General features: G+C 63.3%; 19 protein-coding genes and 1 riboswitch. Of the genes, 12 read left to right on the top strand and 7 right to left on the bottom strand.

Annotation, left to right across the window (positions count from 1 at the left end; all coding sequences use genetic code 11):
• Window positions 1-41: 41 nt before the first annotated feature.
• Window positions 42-764, bottom strand: coding sequence for a GntR family transcriptional regulator (locus tag LJ656_RS11300; RefSeq protein WP_230509511.1), 723 nt, complete (start codon window positions 762-764; stop codon window positions 42-44).
• Between the two features lie 160 nt (window positions 765-924).
• On the opposite strand from LJ656_RS11300, the gene LJ656_RS11295 reads away from it, so the two are divergent.
• Complete coding sequence (locus LJ656_RS11295) at window positions 925-2,235, top strand: MFS transporter (RefSeq protein ID WP_230509510.1); 1,311 nt, start codon at window positions 925-927, stop codon at window positions 2,233-2,235.
• A 301-nt stretch (window positions 2,236-2,536) separates the two neighbouring features.
• Here LJ656_RS11295 and LJ656_RS11290 read toward each other — a convergent pair whose 3' ends face one another.
• Window positions 2,537-3,364: a hypothetical protein gene (locus tag LJ656_RS11290; RefSeq protein WP_230509509.1), complete on the bottom strand. Its 828-nt coding sequence runs from the start codon at window positions 3,362-3,364 to the stop codon at window positions 2,537-2,539.
• A gap of 305 nt (window positions 3,365-3,669) precedes the next feature.
• On the opposite strand from LJ656_RS11290, the gene LJ656_RS11285 reads away from it, so the two are divergent.
• The gene (locus LJ656_RS11285) at window positions 3,670-5,121 is read left to right on the top strand and encodes an IS1182 family transposase (protein WP_230509508.1); all 1,452 of its coding nucleotides are present in this window, start codon (window positions 3,670-3,672) and stop codon (window positions 5,119-5,121) included.
• A 155-nt stretch (window positions 5,122-5,276) separates the two neighbouring features.
• Here the strand turns inward: LJ656_RS11285 and LJ656_RS11280 are convergent, their stop codons facing one another.
• The 4 genes from LJ656_RS11280 to LJ656_RS11265 all read right to left on the bottom strand — a co-directional run bounded on the left by LJ656_RS11280 (window position 5,277) and on the right by LJ656_RS11265 (window position 10,285).
• Window positions 5,277-6,008, bottom strand: coding sequence for a transporter substrate-binding domain-containing protein (locus tag LJ656_RS11280; protein WP_230509507.1), 732 nt, complete (start codon window positions 6,006-6,008; stop codon window positions 5,277-5,279).
• 123 nt (window positions 6,009-6,131) lie between these two features.
• The gene (locus LJ656_RS11275; protein WP_230509506.1) at window positions 6,132-6,743 is read right to left on the bottom strand and encodes a class I SAM-dependent methyltransferase; all 612 of its coding nucleotides are present in this window, start codon (window positions 6,741-6,743) and stop codon (window positions 6,132-6,134) included.
• Window positions 6,744-6,943: 200 nt separating this feature from the next.
• Window positions 6,944-8,362 (bottom strand): coniferyl aldehyde dehydrogenase, encoded by a 1,419-nt coding sequence (locus LJ656_RS11270; protein ID WP_230509505.1) that lies wholly within the window; start codon window positions 8,360-8,362, stop codon window positions 6,944-6,946.
• A 219-nt stretch (window positions 8,363-8,581) separates the two neighbouring features.
• A complete protein-coding gene (locus LJ656_RS11265) occupies window positions 8,582-10,285 on the bottom strand; it encodes an isovaleryl-CoA dehydrogenase (RefSeq protein WP_230509504.1) in 1,704 nt (567 codons plus the stop codon).
• 327 nt (window positions 10,286-10,612) lie between these two features.
• Here LJ656_RS11265 and LJ656_RS11260 point away from each other — a divergent pair, with 327 nt between their 5' ends.
• The gene (locus tag LJ656_RS11260) at window positions 10,613-12,274 is read left to right on the top strand and encodes a GMC family oxidoreductase (RefSeq protein ID WP_230509503.1); all 1,662 of its coding nucleotides are present in this window, start codon (window positions 10,613-10,615) and stop codon (window positions 12,272-12,274) included.
• A 73-nt stretch (window positions 12,275-12,347) separates the two neighbouring features.
• Here the strand turns inward: LJ656_RS11260 and LJ656_RS11255 are convergent, their stop codons facing one another.
• On the bottom strand, window positions 12,348-13,322 hold the full coding sequence (locus tag LJ656_RS11255; protein WP_230509502.1) for a LysR family transcriptional regulator: 975 nt from the start codon (window positions 13,320-13,322) through the stop codon (window positions 12,348-12,350).
• A 114-nt stretch (window positions 13,323-13,436) separates the two neighbouring features.
• Here LJ656_RS11255 and LJ656_RS11250 point away from each other — a divergent pair, with 114 nt between their 5' ends.
• The 9 genes from LJ656_RS11250 to LJ656_RS11210 all read left to right on the top strand — a co-directional run bounded on the left by LJ656_RS11250 (window position 13,437) and on the right by LJ656_RS11210 (window position 22,146).
• A complete protein-coding gene (locus LJ656_RS11250; protein WP_329958859.1) occupies window positions 13,437-13,973 on the top strand; it encodes a CidA/LrgA family protein in 537 nt (178 codons plus the stop codon).
• A gap of 18 nt (window positions 13,974-13,991) precedes the next feature.
• Window positions 13,992-14,726, top strand: coding sequence for an LrgB family protein (locus LJ656_RS11245; RefSeq protein ID WP_230509501.1), 735 nt, complete (start codon window positions 13,992-13,994; stop codon window positions 14,724-14,726).
• Window positions 14,727-14,772: 46 nt separating this feature from the next.
• Window positions 14,773-14,906, top strand: a riboswitch (S-adenosyl-L-homocysteine riboswitch).
• Between the two features lie 33 nt (window positions 14,907-14,939).
• Window positions 14,940-16,358 (top strand): adenosylhomocysteinase, encoded by a 1,419-nt coding sequence (gene ahcY / locus LJ656_RS11240; RefSeq protein WP_230509500.1) that lies wholly within the window; start codon window positions 14,940-14,942, stop codon window positions 16,356-16,358.
• A gap of 179 nt (window positions 16,359-16,537) precedes the next feature.
• Window positions 16,538-16,891 carry a phage holin family protein gene (locus LJ656_RS11235; RefSeq protein ID WP_027199157.1) on the top strand — a complete coding sequence of 118 codons (354 nt, stop codon included), beginning with the start codon at window positions 16,538-16,540 and terminating at the stop codon, window positions 16,889-16,891.
• A 10-nt stretch (window positions 16,892-16,901) separates the two neighbouring features.
• The gene (gene metF / locus LJ656_RS11230) at window positions 16,902-17,732 is read left to right on the top strand and encodes a methylenetetrahydrofolate reductase [NAD(P)H] (RefSeq protein WP_230509499.1); all 831 of its coding nucleotides are present in this window, start codon (window positions 16,902-16,904) and stop codon (window positions 17,730-17,732) included.
• Window positions 17,733-17,870: 138 nt separating this feature from the next.
• Entirely contained in the window at window positions 17,871-18,116 is a 246-nt protein-coding gene (locus tag LJ656_RS11225; RefSeq protein ID WP_230509498.1) for a type II toxin-antitoxin system ParD family antitoxin, read from the top strand.
• Complete coding sequence (locus tag LJ656_RS11220; RefSeq protein WP_329958858.1) at window positions 18,070-18,405, top strand: type II toxin-antitoxin system RelE/ParE family toxin; 336 nt, start codon at window positions 18,070-18,072, stop codon at window positions 18,403-18,405. Before LJ656_RS11225 ends, LJ656_RS11220 begins: the two co-directional genes overlap by 47 nt.
• Before the next feature lie 134 nt (window positions 18,406-18,539).
• Window positions 18,540-20,198: an ABC transporter substrate-binding protein gene (locus tag LJ656_RS11215; RefSeq protein WP_230509496.1), complete on the top strand. Its 1,659-nt coding sequence runs from the start codon at window positions 18,540-18,542 to the stop codon at window positions 20,196-20,198.
• A gap of 316 nt (window positions 20,199-20,514) precedes the next feature.
• Entirely contained in the window at window positions 20,515-22,146 is a 1,632-nt protein-coding gene (locus LJ656_RS11210; protein WP_230509495.1) for an ABC transporter substrate-binding protein, read from the top strand.
• The last annotated feature ends 38 nt before the right edge of the window (window positions 22,147-22,184 follow it).

The raw sequence follows: 22,184 nt of genomic DNA, 5'->3' as shown, positions 1-22,184 counted from the left end.
TTCCTGCGTGGGAACGACTTGTTTGTGAGGGCGCGCGATCGCTAGCGGATCTCGGCCTGATAGATGAATTCGCTGGCCGGCCCGCGTGAGCGGCGCCATTCGAGCGGCTGTCTGTCGTAGCCGTATGCAAGTCGCTCGATGACGACGGCCGGCGTGCCCGGTTCGATGCGCAACAGCCGTGCATGCAACGGGCCAATCGCTTCGACGGTCAGCGTTTCCGTGGCGGACGCCACGACCTGATTGCATTGCGCCTCGTACACCGGGTACAGCAGGTCACCGACTTCATTCAGGTCCATCTGCGCAAACGCGGCAAAACGGACATAGGGCAGCCAGATTTCTTCAGCGAGCATCGGCACGCCGTCGATCAGCCGCAGGCGAGTCATCTGGATCACGCGCGCGCTAGTCGAAATCTGCAAGGTCGCGGCGACAGCCGACGGCGCATCGACGACCTCGCGTCGCAAGATGCGGCTCTCCGGAATGCGTCGTTCACCTTGCCGGGTCTGGAAGCGGAAGAAACGAAACAGGGAGCTGTCGAAGCTCGCGCGGCGCACGAAGGTCCCTCGGCCCTGAAAGCGTTCCAGCAGGCCTTCCGCGACGAGCAGATCGACGGCCTTGCGAACCGTGCCGACCGCCACGTCGTAGCTTTTGGCGAGCGCCTGCTCGGTAGGGATCGCTTCGCCCGGCCGCCAATGACGGGCCGCGATCAGAGCGACCATTTCGTCGCGCAAACGCTGGTAACGGGGCAGACGGTCATCGGCAGGCATCGTAGTCTCCATCACATTCATATAGATGATTTCATACTCACGGTCGGTGACGGATCGGTAATAACCCGTACATGGCCATTTTAAATGGGTGAAAAGGGTTTGTACGCATTGTCTCAAAACTGGATTCAGCGAAACATATATATGAATTTTTGACCGGAGAATGATTGTGAGCCAACCCCTGATCGCCGAGCAGGCCGTTGTGAAAAAGGTCGCGTGGCGGCTGATGCCGCTGTTGATCGTGATGTTCCTGATCGCCTTTATCGATCGGCAGAACGTCGGCTTTGCCAAGCTGCAGATGGTGCACGCGCTCGGCATGTCGGAAGCGTCATATGGTCTGGGCGCGTCGCTCTTTTTTATCGGCTACCTGCTGTTCGAGGTGCCGAGCACGCTTGCGCTGCATCGTTTCGGCGCTCGCCTTTGGCTCGCGCGGATCATGGCGACCTGGGGCGCCATTACCGTGGCGATGGCATTCACCCATTCAACGGGACTCTTCTATGTGTTCCGGTTCGCGCTGGGGGTCGCCGAAGCCGGCTTCTATCCGGGCGTGATCTTCTATTTGACGCTCTGGTTTCCGCAGAGTCATCGCACCCGCATGCTTGGCTTCTTCACGCTCGGCAGCGCGCTTGCCAACATGCTCGGCTCGCTCGCGGGCGGCTTGCTGTTGTCGCTGGACGGCAATCTGGGTCTCGCCGGCTGGCAATGGGTATTCGTGGCAACGGGGATACCTGCCGTCGTCGTCGCACTTGTTGCGTTGCGCTTTCTGCCTGAGTCCGTCGAACGCGCGTCGTTCCTGTCGAACGACGAAAAGGCTGTGATGATCGCGGCGCTGCGGCGCGAGGCGCCGGCGGACGCGGCCGCCGGGCATCCGTGGCGGGCGCTCGTCGACAAACGCGTGCTGATGTTCGCGTGCGGCTACATGCTGATGTCCACGTCGCTCTATGGCGTGACGTACTGGTTGCCGACGCTGCTGAAAAGCGGCGGCGTCTCGCATTCGTCGCTCAACGGTCTGCTTAACATGATTCCGTGGATGCTCTCCGCGCTGCTTCTGCTGTGGCTGCCGGCGAAGCTGAAACGCGAGGGTGTGGTGCTCAGCGCGATGGCGATGGTTGCGGGCGTCGGCGTGATCGGCTTCGCGCTAAGTCTCGTGCTGCCGGGCCTGCCGTTGCAGTTTGCCGCGCTCGTGCTGGGCGGCGCATGCATTCCGCTGCTCTATCCATGCTTCTGGTCGCTGCCCCCGCGATATTTCACGGGCGCCCGCGCGGCTGCCAGCATCGCGGCGATCAATTCGATTGGCAATCTCGGAGGCTTCTTCGCGCAGAACCTGATGCCTTACGTAGGAAAGGTCGCGGGCAACGCCAGCGCGCCGATGCTGGTGCCCGTCGTGTGCCTGACGTTGCTCGGCCTGGGCATGTCGATCGCGTCGGCGCGAACCAAAGCGGGCGAGCGCCTGCGGATGGCGGCGCGGCAGTGAGCATCTTGCGATGCACGTGCTGGATGGTGGGATGAACGTGCGTCGCTTATAGCGTGGATGGTGGGGACGGCAATACGGGACGACACCACCGGGCGACGGTCGCTGGCGTCTTCGCGTCAGCAACTATCACGCCGTATTTAAACGTCGAGGAATGCGATGATCTGCCTTCCCAGCTATGGAACCGGGTGAACGGGCCATAAGCTTGAACCGCTCGCGCATGACCCTGATTGCGATGGGGCGGGTGTTGCGCCCATGCTGTGACGAAGGCGCGCAACTGCCGCGTTTCTTTGTGCTCGGAAAATCAGGCAGTTTCATGCACCCCTAATGACGTAGCGTGGGTGGGGTAAAAATTCGGTACGGCAGAAGCATTCAGTTCAAACACATTGAACTTCGCCGCGCCGAAAAGAGAGTGCCCGCCCGGGCCCACATATTCGTCGGTTCCGTTCGCCATCGCCTGGGCACTGTGCATAAAACTCAGGAACCCAACGGCACTACCTGTGTTTTGCGTCAGATCGATCTTCGCTCCGTCCGGGGCATAGTACGACCCGTCTTTAAACATCGCTTGCGCACCCGTGCTACCCATTTGCTGAAACAACCGCATGAAGCTCACCATGCCATCGGCGTGTTTGCTGACCGCTCGCGATTGGGCGTCGGTGAGGGGAGTGCCGTCCGCATCTGCCCACGCTGAGTATCCGCCCACCGCGTCATTGTGAAACACATTGACAGCCTGCACGAGCGAGCCGTTATTGTTCAACAGGTTTTGAAGCCAGGTTTTATCACTGTTGCTCAGGCTGTTGGAAATGACTTTGATCGAACCGTTGTCGGACTGGAAATCGAATTGTGCGTTAGCAAGGTCGGGCCGTTGGAGTACCAATGCCTGCATGGACGATACGAGCGCAGTGGCGACATCCTGCGCATCGGCCCCGGTGCGCGAATTAATCGTCATTGCATTCAGGTATTTAGAGACTCGATCGGAGGTCTGCTGCGTATCGATTGCCGTCATCGATGCCACCGACGACGCTGATATGCCATCTGTTGCGGTGGAATTCTGGTTTAGCGCTACGGAACTGAGATTTGAATCGGAGACCGCCACTATCGTTGCGCTCGTTGGACTGATAGACAGACTCATCTCCCTCTCCGATCTATATGAACATACCGACATATCGGCGCGATGCCGAAAAACCTTAGAGGCGCGGCGACACTAATCGGAAGAGTGTTGGTGAAACCGCGCGAATTCTAAAGCCTGAAAATCAATCAGCACCCGCGAGATCACCTGTGTAATAGGGTGGGATTTCTGGGACCCATCCCGAACGGCCGAGAGCCGAGAACTGGAGACATTGATACTTCGCTGCTGCCGTCCCTTCCTGGCCGAGGGTGTGTCAAAACCCGCGCGATCGCCTAGACTGAATCAACCTGTTAGCGCGAGAGGCGGAGATGGGGCGATTCGTCGAAGGTGCAAGCCGCAATCAGGCCACGTTGCTGCCGGAGTGTCTCGAAGACTTTATCGCTGAGGACAATCCCGTGCGGATCGTCGACGCATTCGTAGACGAACTCGATCTGGCTTCCATGGGCTTCGAAGGCACCACGCCGGCGATCACGGGCCGACCGTCTTACCATCCGTCCGTTCTGCTCAAACTCTACATCTACGGCTATCTCAATCGCGTGCAGTCGAGCCGACGTCTGGAGCGCGAGTGCCAGCGTAACGTCGAACTGATGTGGCTGACCGGTCGCCTCGCGCCGGACTTCAAGACGATTGCCGAGTTCAGACGCAGCAATGGCGCCGGCGTTCGCAATGTATGCCGCCGCTTCGTGGTGATATGCCGCGACCTGAAGCTGTTCACGCAAGCAATCGTTGCCATCGACGGCAGCAAGTTCAAGGCGGTCAACAGCCGCGATAACAACTTCACGCCCAACAAGATTGCAAAGCGTCAGGAGCAGATCGAGCAAAGCATCCAGCGCTATCTGGATGCGCTGGAAACTGCTGATCGCACGCAACCCGCAGAGGTCGAAGCGAAAACCGAACGGCTGCGGGAAAAGATCGAGACGCTGCGCGAGCAGATGCGCGATCTGGATCGGGCCGCGGAACTGTTGAATGATTTACCGGAAAAACAGGTTTCGCTGACTGATCCCGATTCACGTTCGATGATGTCGCAAGCCAAGGGCACAGGCGTGGTGGGCTACAACGTTCAGGTGGCTGTTGATACGAAGCACCACCTCATCGTGACACACGAAGTGACGAACGTCGGTAGTGACCGCGCTCAGCTAAGCCCGATGGCCAAAGCCGCGCGCGAAGCGATGGGCAAGAAGAAGCTCAAGGCGCTGGCCGATCGCGGGTACTACAGCGCCACGGAAATCAAAGCATGCGATGACGCTAGTATTGCAGCGCTGGTGCCAAAAACACAAACCTCCAGTGCAAAGGCGGATGGACGGTTCGATCGGGCCGACTTCATCTACATCGCCAAAGACGACCAATACCTATGTGCAGCGGGGCAACGGGCGATTTACAGATTTACTTCCGTCGAGCGCGAAACTCCGATGGCCCTGCGTACCTACTGGAGCAGCGCTTGCCCGAAATGCCCGATAAAGAAGCGGTGCACGCCCACTGACTACCGGCGTATTCGACGATGGGAACACGAAGCGGTGCTTGAGGCGATGCAGTCCAGGCTGGATCGCCAGCTCGATGCCATGACGATGCGACGGCGCACGGTCGAGCACGTGTTCGGCACACTCAAGCACTGGATGGGGACGACGCACTTCCAGACGCGCGGACTTGGCCATGTCGCCGCTGAAATGAGTTTGCACGTGCTGGCCTACAACCTAAAACGGGTCATCAGGATTCTCGGGTTCGCAAAGACGATGCGTGCAATGAAGCTCGCGGGTGCATAAACTCCCGCGCGCCGACTTCGTTTGCCATAAAACACGATCACTTCATTTGCCTGCGTCTCGGCCTAACGCAACTGCGTTCCCAACCGGGCGTCACCGGTGAGCCGTTCTGGGCGTTTTTACACAGCCTCGGCCGAAGCGCGTCCCCCGTCGCACGCTCAACGGGCTAGCACAGGATCGATCTCATTGCGGGTCAGCCCGAATCTCGCCATGCGAGCGCGATGGTCCGGCGAGCCTAAATATGAACGCAGATGAGCGCTTACCGCGTTCAGTAGACCGCTATTTTCTCTGCTGAACGAGAATGCTCCGACCGGAAGTTCTTGTCGTTTGCCATTCATTTTCGGTTTGTGCTCCACAGCCTCCAATACCGAACCGCCGATACGATCAACCAGTATGCGGTTTCCCACGGCAGTGCTCGCATACGCATCGATATGGCCGGAGAGAACGGCATCGATCGCATCTGCCTGATGTTCGAAAATTACCATCTGATCCGGGTGTACACCTGCTGCTTTCGCCGATGCGTGTTGCACCTGTCCGGCAATGATGCCAAGGCGCGCGTCGTCGCGATTGGCGAGTGACGCATAGCTGTAGAGCGCTTTGGGATTTCCAGCCCGGACGAGGAATCCATCCCCGATCGCCCAAACCGGCTCGCTGAACGCGACGAGCTTGGCACGTTCAGGCGTGACGAACAGCGGCACATTCATATCCCAGTGGCCGGCTTGAACGCCGGGCAACAGTTCACTGAACGACGTCAGGCGATGCTCGATCCGAGTGACCCCGATCGCTCGAAGAACGACTTCGGCCAATTCAATATCTGCGCCGGTTGCGATACGGTTGTTTTCCGTCCAGCCGAACGGAGGTTCTTCGATGTACGCAATCGTTACCTTCATCGCTGTTTCTCGCTAAAAGGAAGCGGCCATCCAGTCCGGAGCCGATTGTTGACGATTCTACCGGCGCGCAATCACCGCTTCCTGGCCGGTAGTCACCGTGCGCGATCTCCGCCGCACCGCTCCTCACTTCCGGAAAGCAAGCCGCGTCCATGTGATTCCCATGTTCCTGTTTGCTTGCTGGGCTGAGCCGCTGCAAACGTTGAGCAGAAGGTGGAGACCATGGGCTGCGGCGAGCTCGATCGTGTCTTCCGCGGAGACGTCAAACATGCGCCGCCCCTTCGGAAACGGCCCGTGGCGCAACGACATAATGACGAGGCCACCATCGACTAATAAATCTGAGATCGTGCCCATCGCTCGGCAACGCTGGACTTCGTCCAGGTGCATCCACACGGCAGTAACCATGACGACGTTGAACGTGTTCGCCCTTTCGCGGACGAGGCGGAGTTCCGGAAGGCTATCGTCTAGCCAGACAACGCTGGAGGTGGAGTAGAAGTTGATAGCGGCAGCCCGCAGCGCGTCAACGGGCTCGACCGCCACCACGGAGTGCCCCATCGATGCGAATGCTGCAGCGTCGCGGCCCATGCCGGCCCCTACATCCAGGATACGGGAAGGTGCACTCGGGATCAGGTGCAGAACGGGTCGATGGTGGTCTTGGAATGAAATCTTGTGCCAATCGTTAGCCAGGGCCTCGGCATGCTCGGCATAACCTTCGGTTCCCGGAACGTCGATCGACATTGGTACACAGTGAATGGTCTGATCGGTCGATTGTCGACGATTCCAGCCGAGGTGTCGAACGACTATTTCCACCCCAAATCCAGGATATTGCTGTTCTACAGATAGCCCGGATTTCTCGCAATAGTCGGCAAGGCCGGCGCGATCAGTAACGTGCGCGTACCCACAACCGCCAGACAAAGTTGAACACGCACGCAAAGCCCTCAAACCTTAAACATCAACTTCAACAACGCATTAACCCGCCTCCCATAAGGCGGCGAAATCAACCCCCGCGTATTGAACCGCGACTGCGTCAACACCGGCTTCATCTTGGAGAAAGTCACGAACCCCTCATACCCGTGATAAGCCCCCATTCCGCTAGCCCCGACTCCACCGAACGGCAAACTCTCGCAAGCCAGATGCATCAACGTTTCATTCACCGCCATCCCGCCGGCAATCGTCTCGCGAGTCACCCGCTCAACCGTGTGCGCATCGTCGGCGTATAAATAAAGCGCCAACGGTCGCGGCCGCGCATTCACCCACGCGATCGCGTCATCGAGCGTGTCATACGGCACCAACGGCAACAGCGGCCCGAAAATCTCCTCCTGCATCAGCGCGCACTCATCCGGCGCGCCCGTCACCACGATCAACGGAAACCGCCGGCTCCCGGCATCGGGCTCGGCATCGGTCAGAGGATGCAACTGCGCGCCCGCATCGCGCGCTTCTTCGGCGAGCCGCAAAAGCCGCTCGAAATGCCGCGCCGAAATAATCGACGTGTAATCCGGATTGCGCGCGAAGTCCGGATACATCTTCGACATCCGCGCGCGCGCCCGTTCGATAAACGCCTGCTCCTTGCCGCGCGGCACCAGTACGTAATCGGGCGCCACGCAGGTCTGGCCGGCATTGAGCGTTTTACCGGCCATCAGGTTATCGACCGCGTTATCGAAACGCGCATGCGCGCCGATGATCGCCGGCGACTTGCCGCCGAGTTCCAGCGTTACCGGCGTCAGATGCTCGGCTGCCGCGCGCATCACTTCGTGACCGACCCTGGTCGAGCCGGTAAACAGCAGATGATCGAACGGCTGCGCGCTGAACGCGGCCGCGAGCGCGGCGTCGCCGTTGACCACCGCGATGTGATTACGCGCAAAGGTCTGCCCGATCAGCTGCTCGAACAATGCCGACGTGCGCGGCGTGAGTTCGGACATCTTGATGATCGCGCGATTGCCGGCCGTCAGCGCGCTGATCAGCGGCCCGACCGCCAGCAGCACCGGATAATTCCACGGCACGATGATGCCGACCACGCCGAGCGGTTGCGGCACCACCTTCGCGCGCGCCGGCAGCAGCCATTTGTTCATGCGGCGGCGCTGCGGCTTCATCCAGCGTTTGCCGTATCGCAGCGCGGCGTCGATCTCTTCCTTCACCAGCAGAAATTCAGCCAGCAGCACTTCCTGTTTCGCGCGATTGCCGAAGTCCGCATGCATCGCGTCGGCGAGCGCGTCGCGGTTGTCGAGCATCAGCTTGCGCAGCGCGCGCAAATGCGTCGCGCGCGTGTCCCACGATGGATACGGCGCGCGCAGATACGCATGGCGTTGATCGCGCAGCAGCGCTCCGAGCGCGGCGACGTCCGGCAGATCGTTCTTCATCTTTATCTACTCCCTGATCGATGATGGGTGCGCGTGCAGCGCTTATTCGTGTGTGTCGGTGTTGGTCGGTGTATGCCGGACCGGCGTCGCGGGCATGCGGCCGCAGCGCGGCCAATCGACGCCCACCGGTTTGTATGGAAATCCGTGCGATCAAGCTGCGCGGCAACTCCACGCAGCAGATTCACGCAGCGGATTCACGCGGCATAGACACGTGAAAACTCACTCCGGAAACGCCCGCGCGATGATCGCCGCATGATCGAAGCTCGCCGGCAGCGTGCCGTACACGCGACCGCTTTCGCCGCAGCCATCGGCCAGACGTGTCGCGATGAACGCATCGGCGATCTCGGCGGGCGCGTGTCGCGCGAGCAGCGTCGCCTGCGCTATCAGCACGATCTGCTGCGCGATCCGCCGCGCCGACGCCTCGCGCTGCTGCGCCGGTCCGTTCAGCATCGCCGTCAGCCGCGCGAGCACCGCGCCGAACGCCGCGCCGAACGCCGGATGGGCGCGCGCGTCGTCCTGCCATGCGGCGAACAGCGCGTGCGCGGCTTGCGGCTCGCGCTCCATCGCGCGCAGCACGTCGAGGCACATCACGTTGCCCGAGCCCTCCCAGATCGAGTTGACCGGCGCCTCGCGATAGAAGCGCGCCATCGGCCCGGTTTCGACGTAGCCGTTGCCGCCCCAGACCTCCATCGCCTCGCCGGTGAATTCGAGCGCGCGCTTGCAGACCCAGTACTTCGCGGCCGGCGTCACGATGCGCCGCCATGCGCGCTCGGCGGGCGCGGCATCGGCTTGATCAGCGCCGTCCGCCGCCTCGAACGCGCGCGCCAGACGCATGAACAGCACGGTCGCCGCTTCCGATTCGAGCGCGAGATCGGCGAGCACGTTGCGCATCAGCGGCTGGTCGGCCAGTTGCCGGCCGAACGCGCTGCGATGGCGCGCATGATGGATCGCCTGCACCAGCGCCGCGCGCATCAGCGCGGCGCTGCCGATCACGCAATCGAGCCGCGTGTAGTTCGCCATTTCGATGATGGTCGGCACGCCGCGGCCTTCGTCGCCGATCAGCACACCGTACGCGTCGAGAAATTCGACCTCGCTGCTCGCGTTCGAGCGGTTGCCGAGCTTGTCCTTCAGGCGCTGCACCTGCACCGCGTTCTTGCTGCCGTCCGGCGCGAAACGCGGCACGAAAAAGCACGACAGCCCTTCGTGCGTATCGGTGCGCGCGAGCACCAGATGCGCGTCGCATTGCGGCGCCGAGAAAAACCACTTGTGACCGATCAATCGATAAGCGCCGCCTCGGCCACCCGCATCGAGCGCATACGCGCGGCTCTGGTTGCTGCGCACGTCCGAGCCGCCCTGTTTCTCCGTCATCCCCATGCCGATCATCGCCGAGCGTTTCTGCGTGAGCGGCACGTCGCGCGGATCGTGTTCGCGTGAATAAAGCGGGTCGCGCAGCGTGTCGAACAGCGCGGCTTCGCGTTGCAACACCGGGATGCTCGCGAAGGTCATCGTCAGCGGACACAGCGAGCCGGACTCGATTTGCGCGTGCAGAAAATAGCCGGCGCAGCGCGCGACCATCGCACCGCTGCGCGGATCGGAAAACGGCAGCGCGTGCAGTCCTTCGCGCCGCAGCAGCGCGAGCAGCGAGTGCCACGCGGGATGAAACTCGAGCGCATCGATGCGCTCGCCGCGCGGGCTATGCGTAATCAGTTCGGGGGTATGGCGGTTCGCGAGTTCGGCGAGCGCGAGGGTGTCGGGTGTGGTCAGCGCCGCGCCGTGCCGCAGCAGCGCCTCGCGATGCCACTGCGCGCCGTCGCGCGCGAGCGCTTCGCTCAACGCGATGTCGCTCGCGAACAGGTTGTAGTCCGCGAGCGGCGGCGCCTGATTCGTTACCTCGTGAGTCTGACCGAAGCCGTGCGAGTCCATCTGCTGTCTCCGTGCTTGATGCATTGTGCGCCGGTTTGCCGGCGTCGTATGGGTTGGCTGTTTGAGCGCCGCGGGCGAGGCCGCATGCGCGGAAGATGACCTGCGCCGCATGCTGTTTGAATCCCGCGCGCGCCTGCCTGGCGGGCTTGCGCGCGGGGCGAGCGCGTCTTTCATGATAGGGGCGCGACCGCGCCGCTGTTTAGAGGAATCGCTCTGTGACGAAGCCGCCGCGGCCCCTGAACGCTCCCTACAATGCGCGTAAAACACACGTAGACAAGTGTGCACGAGACAGGGTCCGCGGGCAACGCGGCCCACCAGGAGGAGCGCATGCAATACGACTACATCATCGTCGGCGCGGGCTCGGGCGGCTGCTCACTGGCGAGCCGCCTCGCGGACAGCTGTCCCGACGCGACGATCGCGTTGATCGAAGCCGGTCCGCACACCGATCGCAATCTGTTCGTGAACATGCCGGTCGGCGTCGCCGCCGCGGTGCCGTTCAAGCTGAAGACCAACTACGGATTCCTGACCACCCCGCAGCCGGGACTCGCCGGCCGCCAGGGGTTCCAGCCGCGCGGACGCGGCTTCGGCGGCTCCAGCGCGATCAACGCGATGATCTACACGCGCGGCCATCCGCTCGATTACGACGACTGGGCGGCGCTCGGCTGCGCCGGCTGGGGGTGGGACGACGTGCTGCCGTACTTCCGTCGCGCGGAAGGCAATCAGCGCGGCGCCGATGCGTGGCACGGCGACGCCGGCCCGCTGACCGTGTCCGATCTGCGCTTTCGGAATTCGTTTTCAAAACGTTTCGTGCAGGCCGCGCTCGAAGCCGGCTACAAGGCGAATGCCGATTTCAACGGCGCGGATCAGGAGGGTGTCGGCTTCTATCAGGTGACGCAGCGCGACGGCCGACGCTGCAGCGTCGCGCGCGCGTATGTCTATGACCGGCCGCGTGCCAATCTGCATACCCTCGCCGACGCGACCGTGCTGCGCGTCGTGTTCGACGGCAAGCGCGCGAGCGGCGTCGAGCTCGTGCGCGGCGGCCGCCACGAAACGCTCGGCGCGCGCGCCGAGGTGGTGCTCGCCGCGGGCGCGTTCAATTCCCCGCAACTTCTGATGTGTTCCGGCATCGGGCCGGCCGAACAACTGCGCTCGTTCGGCATCGACGTGCTGCACGACGCGCTGGAGGTCGGCCAGAACCTGATCGACCATATCGACTTCACGATCAACAAGCGGGTGTCGTCGATCGAGCCGACCGGCTTCTCGGTGCGCGGGATCGCGCGGATGCTGCCGCAGTTCATGACCTTCATGCGGCACGGGCGCGGAATGCTGTCGAGCAACGTCGCCGAGGCCGGCGGCTTTCTGAAGAGCCGGCCGACGCTCGATCGGCCCGACCTGCAACTGCATTTCTGCGCGGCGCTCGTCGACGATCACAACCGCCATATGCATTGGGGGCACGGCTATTCGCTGCATACCTGCGTGCTGCGCCCGCATAGCCGCGGCACGGTCACGCTCGCGAGCGCCGATTCGCGGGTCGCGCCGCGGATCGATCCGCGCTTTTTGAGCGATGCGCGCGATCTGGATCTGCTGGTCGAAGGCACGCGGATGGCGCGGCGGATTCTCGATGCGCCGTCGCTCGCGCTGCATGGCGGGCGCGAGCTTTATACGTCGGCGGGCCAGTCGGATGCGCAGTTGCGGCAGACCATCGCCGAGCACGCGGACACGATCTATCACCCGGTCGCGACCTGCCGGATGGGCGGCGATGCGCGTTCGGTCGTCGATCCGCAATTGCGGGTGCGCGGCGTGAGCGGATTGCGGATCGTCGATGCGTCGGTGATGCCGACGCTGATCGGCGGCAATACCAATGCGCCGACGGTGATGATCGGCGAGCGCGCGGCGGAGATGATCGCGGCGAGCCGGCGGGAAGGGGTGGGGATGTTGAGAACGGTGGCGGGCGCGGGTCCGGCTGCGGTGGCGGCGCGCGCGGCTTGAGGTCGGCGGGCGGCACGTCGGCGGCAGGCCGCGGCGCGGCGCAAGCGAAAACCGCCGCGTTCGCAACTGCCGCTCACTCGCCCGCCGGCGTCCCCGCTTGCCCATCCTCCGGCGCCGCAATCGTACTGAAGCCGATCCCCGGCCCGAGCATGAAGTCATTGCTGACATGGGTCGGCAGCGTTTCGCGCGCCACCTCGAGCCACGCGCGCGCCGCATGCGACAGATACCCGTTGCGCCGCCACCCGATCGCCATTTCCCACGGAATTTCCGGCTCGACGACCGGCAGGCAGGTGAACTGCGCGGGATCGAGCCGCCGGCAATACGGCGCGGGCAACAGCGCGATGCCGACGCCGGCCAGCACCAGCGCCGCCATGAAATCCCAGTGCCCGCTGCGCCCGACGATGGCCGGCGCAAAGCCCGCCGCCCGGCACGCATTCAACACGACGTCGTTCAGCGCGAGACTCTCGCCGTAAAACACGAACGGCTCGTTCGCGAGTTGCGCGAGCGGCACTTCGCGCAAGCCGTCCCAGCGCGAGCCGGCGCGCGCGACCAGCCATAGCAGCTGACGGCTCATCGGCAGCACGTCGATGCTGTCGGGATCGACCGGTTGCAGCACCCCGCCCAATTCCAGCTCGCCGTTGATCAACGCGGTTTCGATCGCCCGCGAACCCTGCTCGAACAGCTTCAGCTCGATCTTCGGATAACGCTGGCGGAACGCGGCGATCGCCGGGGTGAACAGCGCTCCGCCCATCGGCGGGATGCCGATCGTCAGTTCGCCGCGGCCGAGCGTGTCGAGATCGTTCAGCTCGGCCTGCAACTGCGCGTGCGCGGCGAGCACGTCCTGGCCGCGCTGATAGACGATCCGGCCGACATCGGTGAGCACCATCTGGCGGCCGTCGCGCAGCAGGAGCGGCGAGCCGATCTCGTCTTCGAGCGACTTGACCATCTTGCTGATGGTCGGCTGCGTGACGAACATCTGCTCGGCCGCGACCGTGAAGCTCTGCTGGCGGACCACTTCGACGAAATAGCGCAGCGCGCGTAGTTCCATGAGGCCTTGCTCCAGATTCCGTTTTGGAATGACTTCGATGATTGTAAGTCATTATGTTTATGACGCAGCGGCCTCTATACTCGTTTTCCTCCGCCCGTCAGTCCACTGAAAGCCATGTCCACGCCAGTTTTCGCCCGTCAAGCCAGTTCCGCCGCAAGCCGCGCGGGCGACGGCGAACGCGGCTCGGGTGGCGCGGGCGGTTCGAACGGCGACAGCCGCGCGTCGGCGCTCGCCCGCATCGCGCGCATCGCCGTGCAAAGCGCCGCGATCGCCGCGCTGTGGAGCGGCGCCGATTTCGCGGTCCGTCATCTGCATCTGCCGGTGCCGGCCGGCGTGGTCGGACTGCTGGTATTGCTCGCGCTGCTGTTTTGCGGCGGCATCGCGCCGCGCTGGGTCAAGGCCGGCGCGGACTGGCTGCTGTCCGACATGCTGCTGTTCTTTATCCCGGCCGCGGTCGCCGCCGTCCAATATGGCGGACTGTTTCGCGCGGACGGCTGGCGCCTCGCGCTGGTCGTGATCGGCGGCACGCTGATGGTGATGGTCGCGGTGGCGTTGGCGGTCGACCAGGCCGCGCGTCTCGAACGGCGCGTCGCGCTGCGCCGGGCGCGCGCCACCCGCCGCACCGCCGGGCCTTCGCCGGCGCGCCGCTAGGCTCCGCACCATCCGCCCATGCTCCCGCTCTATTCACCGCTGATCGCCACGCTGTTCGCCGATAACGCGTCGCGCCTGATCGCGGCCGGCTGCCTGCTGCTGACGATCGCGCTGTATTTCGCGTCGAAGGCGCTCTACGCGCGCGTGCGCTCGCCGTGGCTCACGCCGATGCTGACGGTGCCGGCCGCGCTGGTCGCGATCGTCGTGCTCGCGCACATTCCGTATCGGCTGTATTTCGAGGACACCCGCTGGCTGATGTGGCTGCTCGGCCCGGCGACGGTCGCGTTCGCGGTGCCGATCTACGAGTACCGCGCGCTGCTCAAGCGCCACTGGATTTCGCTGAGCGTCGGCGTGACGGTCGGAATCGTGGTCGGCGTCGGCGGCTCGCTGCTGCTCGCGAAGCTGCTGCATCTGTCGCCGGAGTTGCAGCGCAGCCTGATGACGCGCTCGGTATCGACGCCGTTCGCGCTGGCCGTCTCCGACAGGATTCACGCGCCGAAGGACCTGAGCGCGCTGTTCGTGATCGCGACCGGCGTCTGCGGAATGCTGTTCGGCGAACTGGTGCTCGCGCTGCTGCCGCTGCGCACGCGGCTCGCGCGCGGCGCGCTGTTCGGCGCGGCCGCGCATGGCGTGGGCACCGCGAAGGCGCGCGAGATCGGCAGCGAGGAGGGCGTGGTGTCCAGCCTGACGATGATGATCGCCGGCGTCGCGATGGTGCTGCTCGCACCGCTGCTCGGGCTGCTGCCGGCCTAGCCGCCTGCAACCACGCCGTTATCCCAATTTGCTACAATCGCCGTTCGCTTTCGAGGAGCGTTGCGACGGGTACCGCGAATTCTTATTCGCCGGCCGCCCGCCAGGCTCGAAGGCTTCAATTCGGAGGATCGCGCCGCGCATCGCGCACCGGGCCTTCGTATCAAACCGCGCTCACGTCACATTTCTAGTCAATTTCTTAGAAAGGAGGGCGTGATGAACGCCGCAGTCATCGATTCCCAGAAGCAGGATTACGTCGTCGCCGATATGTCGCTCGCCGCGTGGGGCCGCAAGGAACTCACGATCGCCGAGACCGAAATGCCGGGCCTGATGCAAACGCGCGAAGAGTACAAGGCGCAGCAGCCGCTGAAGGGCGCGCGCGTCGCCGGTTCGCTGCACATGACGATCCAGACCGGCGTGCTGATCGAAACGCTGACGGCGCTCGGCGCGGACGTGCGCTGGGCTTCGTGCAACATCTTCTCGACCCAGGACCATGCGGCCGCCGCGATCGCTGAAGCCGGCACGCCGGTGTTCGCGTTCAAGGGCGAATCGCTCGACGAATACTGGGAGTTCTCGCACCGCATCTTCGAATGGCCGAACGGCGAGTTCGCCAACATGATCCTCGACGACGGCGGCGACGCAACGCTGCTGCTGATCCTCGGCTCGAAGGCCGAAAAAGACCGCTCGGTGATCGCCAAGCCGACCAACGAGGAAGAAGTCGCGCTGTACAAATCGATCGCGACGCACCTCGACGCGGACCCGAACTGGTACTCGAAGCGCCTCGCGCACATCCAGGGCGTGACCGAAGAGACCACCACCGGCGTGCACCGTCTGTATCAGATGGAAAAGGAAGGCCGCCTGCCGTTCCCGGCGATCAACGTCAACGACTCGGTCACCAAGTCGAAGTTCGACAACCTGTACGGCTGCCGCGAGTCGCTGGTCGACGGCATCAAGCGCGCGACCGACGTGATGATCGCCGGCAAGATCGCAGTCGTGGCCGGCTACGGCGACGTGGGCAAGGGCTGCGCGCAATCGCTGCGCGGTCTGGGCGCAACCGTGTGGGTCACCGAAATCGATCCGATCTGCGCGCTGCAAGCGGCGATGGAAGGCTACCGCGTGGTGACGATGGAATACGCGGCCGACAAGGCCGACATCTTCGTGACCGCGACCGGCAACTACCACGTGATCAACCACGATCACATGAAGGCGATGCGCCATAACGCGATCGTCTGCAATATCGGCCACTTCGACTCGGAAATCGACGTCGCGTCGACCCGTCAGTACCAGTGGGAAAACATCAAGCCGCAAGTCGATCACATCATTTTCCCGGATGGCAAGCGCGTGATCCTGCTGGCCGAAGGCCGTCTGGTGAACCTGGGCTGCGCGACCGGCCACCCGTCGTTCGTGATGTCGAACTCGTTCACCAACCAGACGCTCGCGCAGATCGAACTGTTCACGCAAGGCAAGAAGTACGAGAACAAGGTGTACGTGCTGCCGAAGCATCTGGACGAGAAGGTCGCGCGTCTGCACCTGGCGCGCATCGGCGCGAACCTGACCGTGCTGTCGGATGCGCAGGCCGGCTACATCGGCGTCGACAAGAACGGTCCGTTCAAGCCGAACCACTACCGCTATTAAGCGACGCGCGCGTTCGCGAGCCCGCCGCGCGTGCCACGTGCGTCCGGCCTCGCGGACGCGGCGGCGCAGGCAGGCATCACGGTTGACCCGGGCGGCGCGCAATGCGCCGCTTTGTTCGCCGGCGCCGCTTTCCGTTCACTCGACAGCCTGCCCCCGCAGGTGCTTACAAGGAGCTTCACATGACCGTGCTGCTGACCTGGTTGATCAACGCGCTCGCGCTGTTGATCATCACGTACATCGTGCCGTCGATCCATATTCGCAGCTTCGGCACCGCGCTGATCGTCGCGATCGTGCTCGGCCTGATCAATGCCGTGCTGCGCCCGGTGCTGATCCTGCTGACGCTGCCCGTCACGATACTCACGCTCGGCTTATTCATTCTCGTCGTCAACGCGCTGTGCTTCTGGCTGTGCGCGTCGCTGCTCAAGGGCTTCGAGGTGTCGGGCTTCTGGTCGGCGTTCTTCGGCTCGATCCTGTACAGCATCGTGTCGTGGCTGCTGTCCGCGCTCATTTTCGGCAACCGCAGCTTAGGTTGACCTCTCTGATATGAATCCGATCGAACTCTCATTCGAATTCTTCCCGCCGAAAACGCAGGAAGGCATCGACAAGCTGCGCGCGACCCGCGCGGAACTCGTCATGCTCAAACCCAAGTTCGTGTCCGTCACGTTCGGCGCCGGCGGCTCGACCCAGCAGGGCACGCTCGCGGCCGTCGTCGATATCGCGAAGGAAGGCATCGAGGCGGCGCCGCATCTGTCGTGCATCGGCTCGTCGAAGGACGATCTGCGCGCGATCCTCACCGAGTACCGCGCGCACGGCATCCGCCATATCGTCGCGCTGCGCGGCGACCTGCCGTCCGGGATGGGCGCGGTCGGCGAGCTGCGCTATGCGTCGGAGCTGGTGAGCTTCATCCGCGCGGAGTTCGGCGACTGGTTCTGGATCGAGGTGGCCGGTTACCCGGAATACCATCCGCAGGCGCGCTCGCCGCGTCACGATCTGGAAAACTTCGCGCGCAAGGTGAAGGCCGGCGCGAATTCGGCGATCACCCAGTACTTCTTCAACGCAGACGCGTATTTCCGTTTCGTCGACGACGCCCGCAAGCTCGGCGTCGACGTGCCGATCGTGCCGGGCATCATGCCGATCACGAACTTCTCGCAGCTGATGCGCTTCTCCGAGATGTGCGGCGCCGAAGTGCCGCGCTGGATCGCGCGCCGGCTCGAGAGCTTCGGCGACGATCGCGAGTCGATCCGCGCGTTCGGGCTCGACGTCGTGACCGACCTGTGCCGGCGCCTCGTCGACGCGAAGGTGCCGGGCCTGCACTTCTACACGCTGAACGCCGCCGCGTCGACCAAGGCGATCTGCGAACGGCTCGGCGCGTAACGCGCACGAGTCGTGCCTGCCAAGCCGCGCGGCCGCAACGGCCGCGCGGTCTCGCTATCCTCCCGGCGCCAGCTTTACGCGAGCAAATACCAAAAATTGGTACACTCTTCGCATCAGGCATTGAAGCGGAGGTCTACCGTGGCTCGCAATACTTCTATCTCTCTTGGCGAGCACTTTGCCGCCTTCGTCGATACGCAGGTGGCCTCGGGTCGCTATGGCTCGGCGAGCGAAGTGGTTCGTGCCGGTCTGCGCATGCTGGAGGATCACGAAAGTCAGGTCCGCGCACTGCACGATGCGCTGAAGGCCGGCGAAGAATCCGGTGCTGCCTCGCCATTCGATGGCGAATCCTTCCTCCGGCGGATGCGGGCTAAACATGCCCGCTAAGCCCCGCCAACTCCGGCTGAGGCCCCTCGCCGAAGCCGACCTGGAAGAAATCTGGCTTTACACATTCGAGAATTGGTCGAGTGAGCAGGCGGACAAGTATCTGAGGGACCTGATTGTCGCCATGGAACTGCTCGCGCGCGGCGACCGGATCGGCCGCGTTTGCAACGTACGGGACGGTTATTGCCAATACGCGGTTGGCTCGCACATCGTGTTCTACCGGATGACCGATGCCGCTCTTGAAGTCAGCCGAATCCTTCACCAACGCATGGATGTCGACCGGCATCTATAGGCTGCAAGCGCCGCGCCGCGACAAAAGAACTCCCGCCTCCCCCTCCCGACAACGTGGTAAGTCCCTGTTGAAGCTCATTTTTGTGCTGTCTATGATCGAAACGCAGCTAACCCGGCTGCGGTGCGGAGGACGATATGACAGTGACAAGAAAGACTGCGGCACACCGGCGGTTCGCGCTTCATCGGTTCTGCCTGCCGGCTCTCGCCGCGTTCGCGGTCGCCACGGGCGGCCTTGCGCCCGCCGCGGCGCAGGCGGCCACGCTACCCGACAAGACGCTGGTGTTCTGCTCCGAAGGCAGCCCGGCCGGCTTCGATACCGCGCAATACACGACCAGCGTCGAATTCAGCGCCGGCTCGTACACGGTCTATAACCGGCTGGTCGAATTCGCGCACGGCAGCACCGACATCGAGCCGGGCCTCGCCGAAAAGTGGGACGTGTCGCCGGACGGGCTCGTCTATACGTTCCATTTGCGCCCCGGCGTCAAATTCCAGACCACCTCGTTCTTCAAGCCGACCCGCGAATTCAACGCGGACGACGTGGTGTTCACCTACCAGCGCATGCTCGACCCGGAGAACCCGTTCCGCAAGGCATACCCGGTGCCGTTTCCGTATTTCACCGACCTCGGGCTCGCGAAGAACATCGCGAAGATCGAAAAGCTCGATCCGTACACGGTGCGCTTCACGCTGAAGGAGGTCGACGCGCCTTTCCTGCAACAGATCGCGATGCCGTTCGCATCGATCCTGTCGGCTGAATATACGGATCAGCTGCTGAAGGCGGGCAAGGCGTCCAACATCAACCAGTATCCGGTCGGCACCGGCCCGTTCATCTTCCGCAGCTATACGAAAGACGACACGATCCGCTTCGACGGCAATCCCGACTACTGGAAACCGGCCGACGTGAAGGTCGGCAAGCTGATCTTCGCGATCACCGTCGACCCGGCGGTGCGGCTGCAAAAGCTCAAGCGCGGCGAATGCCAGGTAATGTCGTACCCGCGTCCGGCCGATATCGGGACCGTGAAGGCCGATTCGTCGCTGGCGATGCCCAATGAAGTGGGCTTCAACCTCGGCTATATCGCGTACAACACCAGCAAAAAGCCGCTCGACAACGTGCTGGTGCGCCGCGCGCTGGATATGTCGGTACACAAGAAGGCGATCATCGACGCGGTCTACCAGGGCGCCGGCCAGGCGGCGACCAACCCGATGCCGCCGACCCAATGGGGCTACAACAAGAACCTGAAGGACGCCCCGTACGACGTCGACAAAGCGAAAGCGCTGCTCAAGCAGGCCGGCTACCCGGATGGCTTCGAGTTGACGCTGTGGGCGATGCCGGTGCAGCGGCCATACAACCCGAACGCGCGCCTGATGGCGGAAATGCTGCAATCGGACTGGGCCAAAATCGGCGTCAAGGTGAATATCGCGACCTACGAGTGGGGCGAGTACATCCGCCGCGCGCATTCGGGCGAGCATCAGGCGATGCTGATTGGCTGGACCGGCGACTACGGAGATCCGGACAACTGGCTCGGCGTGTTGCTCGGTTGCGACGCGGTCAACGGCAGCAACTTCTCGAAGTGGTGCTACAAGCCGTTCGACGATCTGATCAAGAAAGGCCGCAGCACGACCGATATGGCCGAGCGCACCAAGGCTTACATGCAGGCGCAGGAAATCTTCAAGGATCAGGTGCCGTTCACGCCGATTGCTCACTCCACGGTCTACCAGCCGATCAGCAAGAACGTGACCGGCTTCAAGATCGATCCGTTCGGACCGACGCAATTCATGGAAGTTGGCGTGAAATAGCCGCGCTGCGGCGCGCTTTTTGCGCCGCTGGCCCGGGTTGCGCCGTCACGAATTGCCGTAAGCGGCCGTAAGCCTCCGAAAGCCGCTCACGGCAGATCGCGGCGGCGCATCGCACAACCGCCGTACAACCGCCGCACAACCGCCGCACAAGCGCCGCACACCAGCGCCGCAGACCAGCGCCGCAGACCGGCGCGAAACGTTTGCATTAGGTGTTTCCAATCGTCAACACGGGGAATTTCCTCCGCTTGGTGGCCGGCCCAAGCTCAAGTAATATCCCGCTACGCTGGCGCAAGCCGGTCCCGTACCCGGAGGAAACATGAAGCAAAACAAACTGTTGCACGTCGCGCGTGTAACCACGCTCGTCGCTGCCGCAGCGGCATCCCTCGTGGGCGCGAACAGCGCGCACGCTGCGGGGATCCCGAACAAGACCCTCGTCTACTGCTCAGAAGGCAGCCCTGCGGGTTTTGACCCGGCGCAATACACGACCGGCGTCGATTTCACCGCCAACACGTTCACCGTCTATAACCGCCTCGTCGAATTCGAGCGCGGCGGCACCAAGGTCGAACCGGGCCTGGCGGAAAAGTGGGAAGTGTCGCCGGACGGCAAGACCTACACGTTCCATCTGCGTCACGGCGTGAAGTTCCAGACCACCTCGTTCTTCAAGCCGACCCGCGAATTCAACGCGGATGACGTGATCTTCACGTTCCAGCGCATGCTGGATCCGAACCAGCCGTTCCGCAAGGCGTACCCGGTGCAGTTCCCGTACTTCACCGACATGGGCCTCGACAAGCTGATCACCAAGGTCGAGAAGGTCGACCCGTACACGGTCAAGTTCACGCTGAAGGAAGTCAACGCGCCGTTCATCCAGAATCTGGCGATGGAATACGCGTCGATCCTGTCGGCCGAATACACGGATCAGTTGCTCAAAGCCGGCAAGGCCGCCGACATCAACCAGTTCCCGGTCGGCACCGGTCCGTTCATCTTCCGCAGCTACACGAAGGACGCGACGATCCGCTTCGACGGCAATCCGGACTACTGGAAGCCGGACGCGGTGAAGATCTCGAAGCTGATCTTCTCGATCACGCCGGACGCCGGCGTGCGCGTGCAGAAGATCAAGCGCGACGAATGCCAGGTGATGAGCTATCCGCGCCCGGCCGACATCGCGCCGCTGAAGGCCGAGCCGAACATCGACATGCCGTCGCAGCCGGGCTTCAACCTCGGTTACCTCGCGTTCAACGTCACGCACAAGCCGGTCGACAAGGTCGAAGTGCGCCAGGCGCTCGACATGGCGATCAACAAGAAGGCGATCATCGACTCGGTGTACCAGGGCGCGGGCCAGCTCGCGACCAACCCGATGCCGCCGACCCAATGGTCGTTCGTGAAGGGCCTGCCGGCCGCGTCGTTCGATACGGCCAAGGCGAAGGAGCTGCTCGCGAAGGCCGGCTATCCGAACGGTTTCGAGCTCACGCTGTGGGCGATGCCGGTGCAGCGCGCATATAACCCGAACGCGCGTCTGATGGCCGAAATGATCCAGGCCGACTGGGCCAAGATCGGCGTGAAGGCGAAGATCGTCACGTATGAATGGGGCGAGTACATCAAGCGCGCGCACGCAGGCGAACACGACACGATGCTGATCGGCTGGACCGGCGACAACGGCGATCCGGACAACTGGCTCGGCACGCTGCTCGGCTGCGAAGCGATCAACGGCAACAACTTCTCGAAGTGGTGCTACAAGCCGTTCGACGATCTGATCCAGAAGGGCCGCGCCACGTCCGACGTGGCCGCGCGCACGAAGATCTACGGCGACGCGCAGCACATCTTCGCGCAGCAGTTGCCGTTCGCGCCGATCGCGCACTCGACCGTTTATCAGCCTGTCAGCAAGAAGGTGGTCGACATGCGCATCGAGCCGCTCGGCTACGCGCGCTTCGACGGGGTCAGCCTCAAGTAAGCCGGCAACCGAGCCGGCAGTTGAGCCGGCAAGGCAGC

The sequence above is a fragment of the Paraburkholderia sejongensis genome (genome assembly GCF_020880815.1).
Classification (GTDB): Bacteria; Pseudomonadota; Gammaproteobacteria; order Burkholderiales; family Burkholderiaceae; genus Paraburkholderia; species Paraburkholderia sejongensis.
This window is presented reverse-complemented; position numbering and strand designations above follow the sequence as displayed.

Excerpts from the sequence above, each read along its gene's own strand:
- LJ656_RS11300 (WP_230509511.1), bottom strand. The coding sequence starts at position 764 with ATGCCTGCCGATGACCGTCTGCCCCGTTACCAGCGTTTGCGCGACGAA.
- LJ656_RS11250 (WP_329958859.1), top strand. The coding sequence starts at position 13,437 with ATGTCCACGCCAGTTTTCGCCCGTCAAGCCAGTTCCGCCGCAAGCCGC.
- LJ656_RS11290 (WP_230509509.1), bottom strand. The coding sequence starts at position 3,364 with ATGAGTCTGTCTATCAGTCCAACGAGCGCAACGATAGTGGCGGTCTCC.
- LJ656_RS11220 (WP_329958858.1), top strand. The coding sequence starts at position 18,070 with ATGGCGAATCCTTCCTCCGGCGGATGCGGGCTAAACATGCCCGCTAAG.
- LJ656_RS11210 (WP_230509495.1), top strand. The coding sequence starts at position 20,515 with ATGAAGCAAAACAAACTGTTGCACGTCGCGCGTGTAACCACGCTCGTC.
- LJ656_RS11270 (WP_230509505.1), bottom strand. The coding sequence starts at position 8,362 with ATGAAGAACGATCTGCCGGACGTCGCCGCGCTCGGAGCGCTGCTGCGC.
- ahcY (WP_230509500.1), top strand. The coding sequence starts at position 14,940 with ATGAACGCCGCAGTCATCGATTCCCAGAAGCAGGATTACGTCGTCGCC.
- LJ656_RS11275 (WP_230509506.1), bottom strand. The coding sequence starts at position 6,743 with ATGTCGATCGACGTTCCGGGAACCGAAGGTTATGCCGAGCATGCCGAG.
- LJ656_RS11255 (WP_230509502.1), bottom strand. The coding sequence starts at position 13,322 with ATGGAACTACGCGCGCTGCGCTATTTCGTCGAAGTGGTCCGCCAGCAG.
- LJ656_RS11265 (WP_230509504.1), bottom strand. The coding sequence starts at position 10,285 with ATGGACTCGCACGGCTTCGGTCAGACTCACGAGGTAACGAATCAGGCG.
- LJ656_RS11215 (WP_230509496.1), top strand. The coding sequence starts at position 18,540 with ATGACAGTGACAAGAAAGACTGCGGCACACCGGCGGTTCGCGCTTCAT.
- LJ656_RS11285 (WP_230509508.1), top strand. The coding sequence starts at position 3,670 with ATGGGGCGATTCGTCGAAGGTGCAAGCCGCAATCAGGCCACGTTGCTG.
- LJ656_RS11260 (WP_230509503.1), top strand. The coding sequence starts at position 10,613 with ATGCAATACGACTACATCATCGTCGGCGCGGGCTCGGGCGGCTGCTCA.
- LJ656_RS11280 (WP_230509507.1), bottom strand. The coding sequence starts at position 6,008 with ATGAAGGTAACGATTGCGTACATCGAAGAACCTCCGTTCGGCTGGACG.
- metF (WP_230509499.1), top strand. The coding sequence starts at position 16,902 with ATGAATCCGATCGAACTCTCATTCGAATTCTTCCCGCCGAAAACGCAG.
- LJ656_RS11295 (WP_230509510.1), top strand. The coding sequence starts at position 925 with ATGATTGTGAGCCAACCCCTGATCGCCGAGCAGGCCGTTGTGAAAAAG.
- LJ656_RS11245 (WP_230509501.1), top strand. The coding sequence starts at position 13,992 with ATGCTCCCGCTCTATTCACCGCTGATCGCCACGCTGTTCGCCGATAAC.
- LJ656_RS11235 (WP_027199157.1), top strand. The coding sequence starts at position 16,538 with ATGACCGTGCTGCTGACCTGGTTGATCAACGCGCTCGCGCTGTTGATC.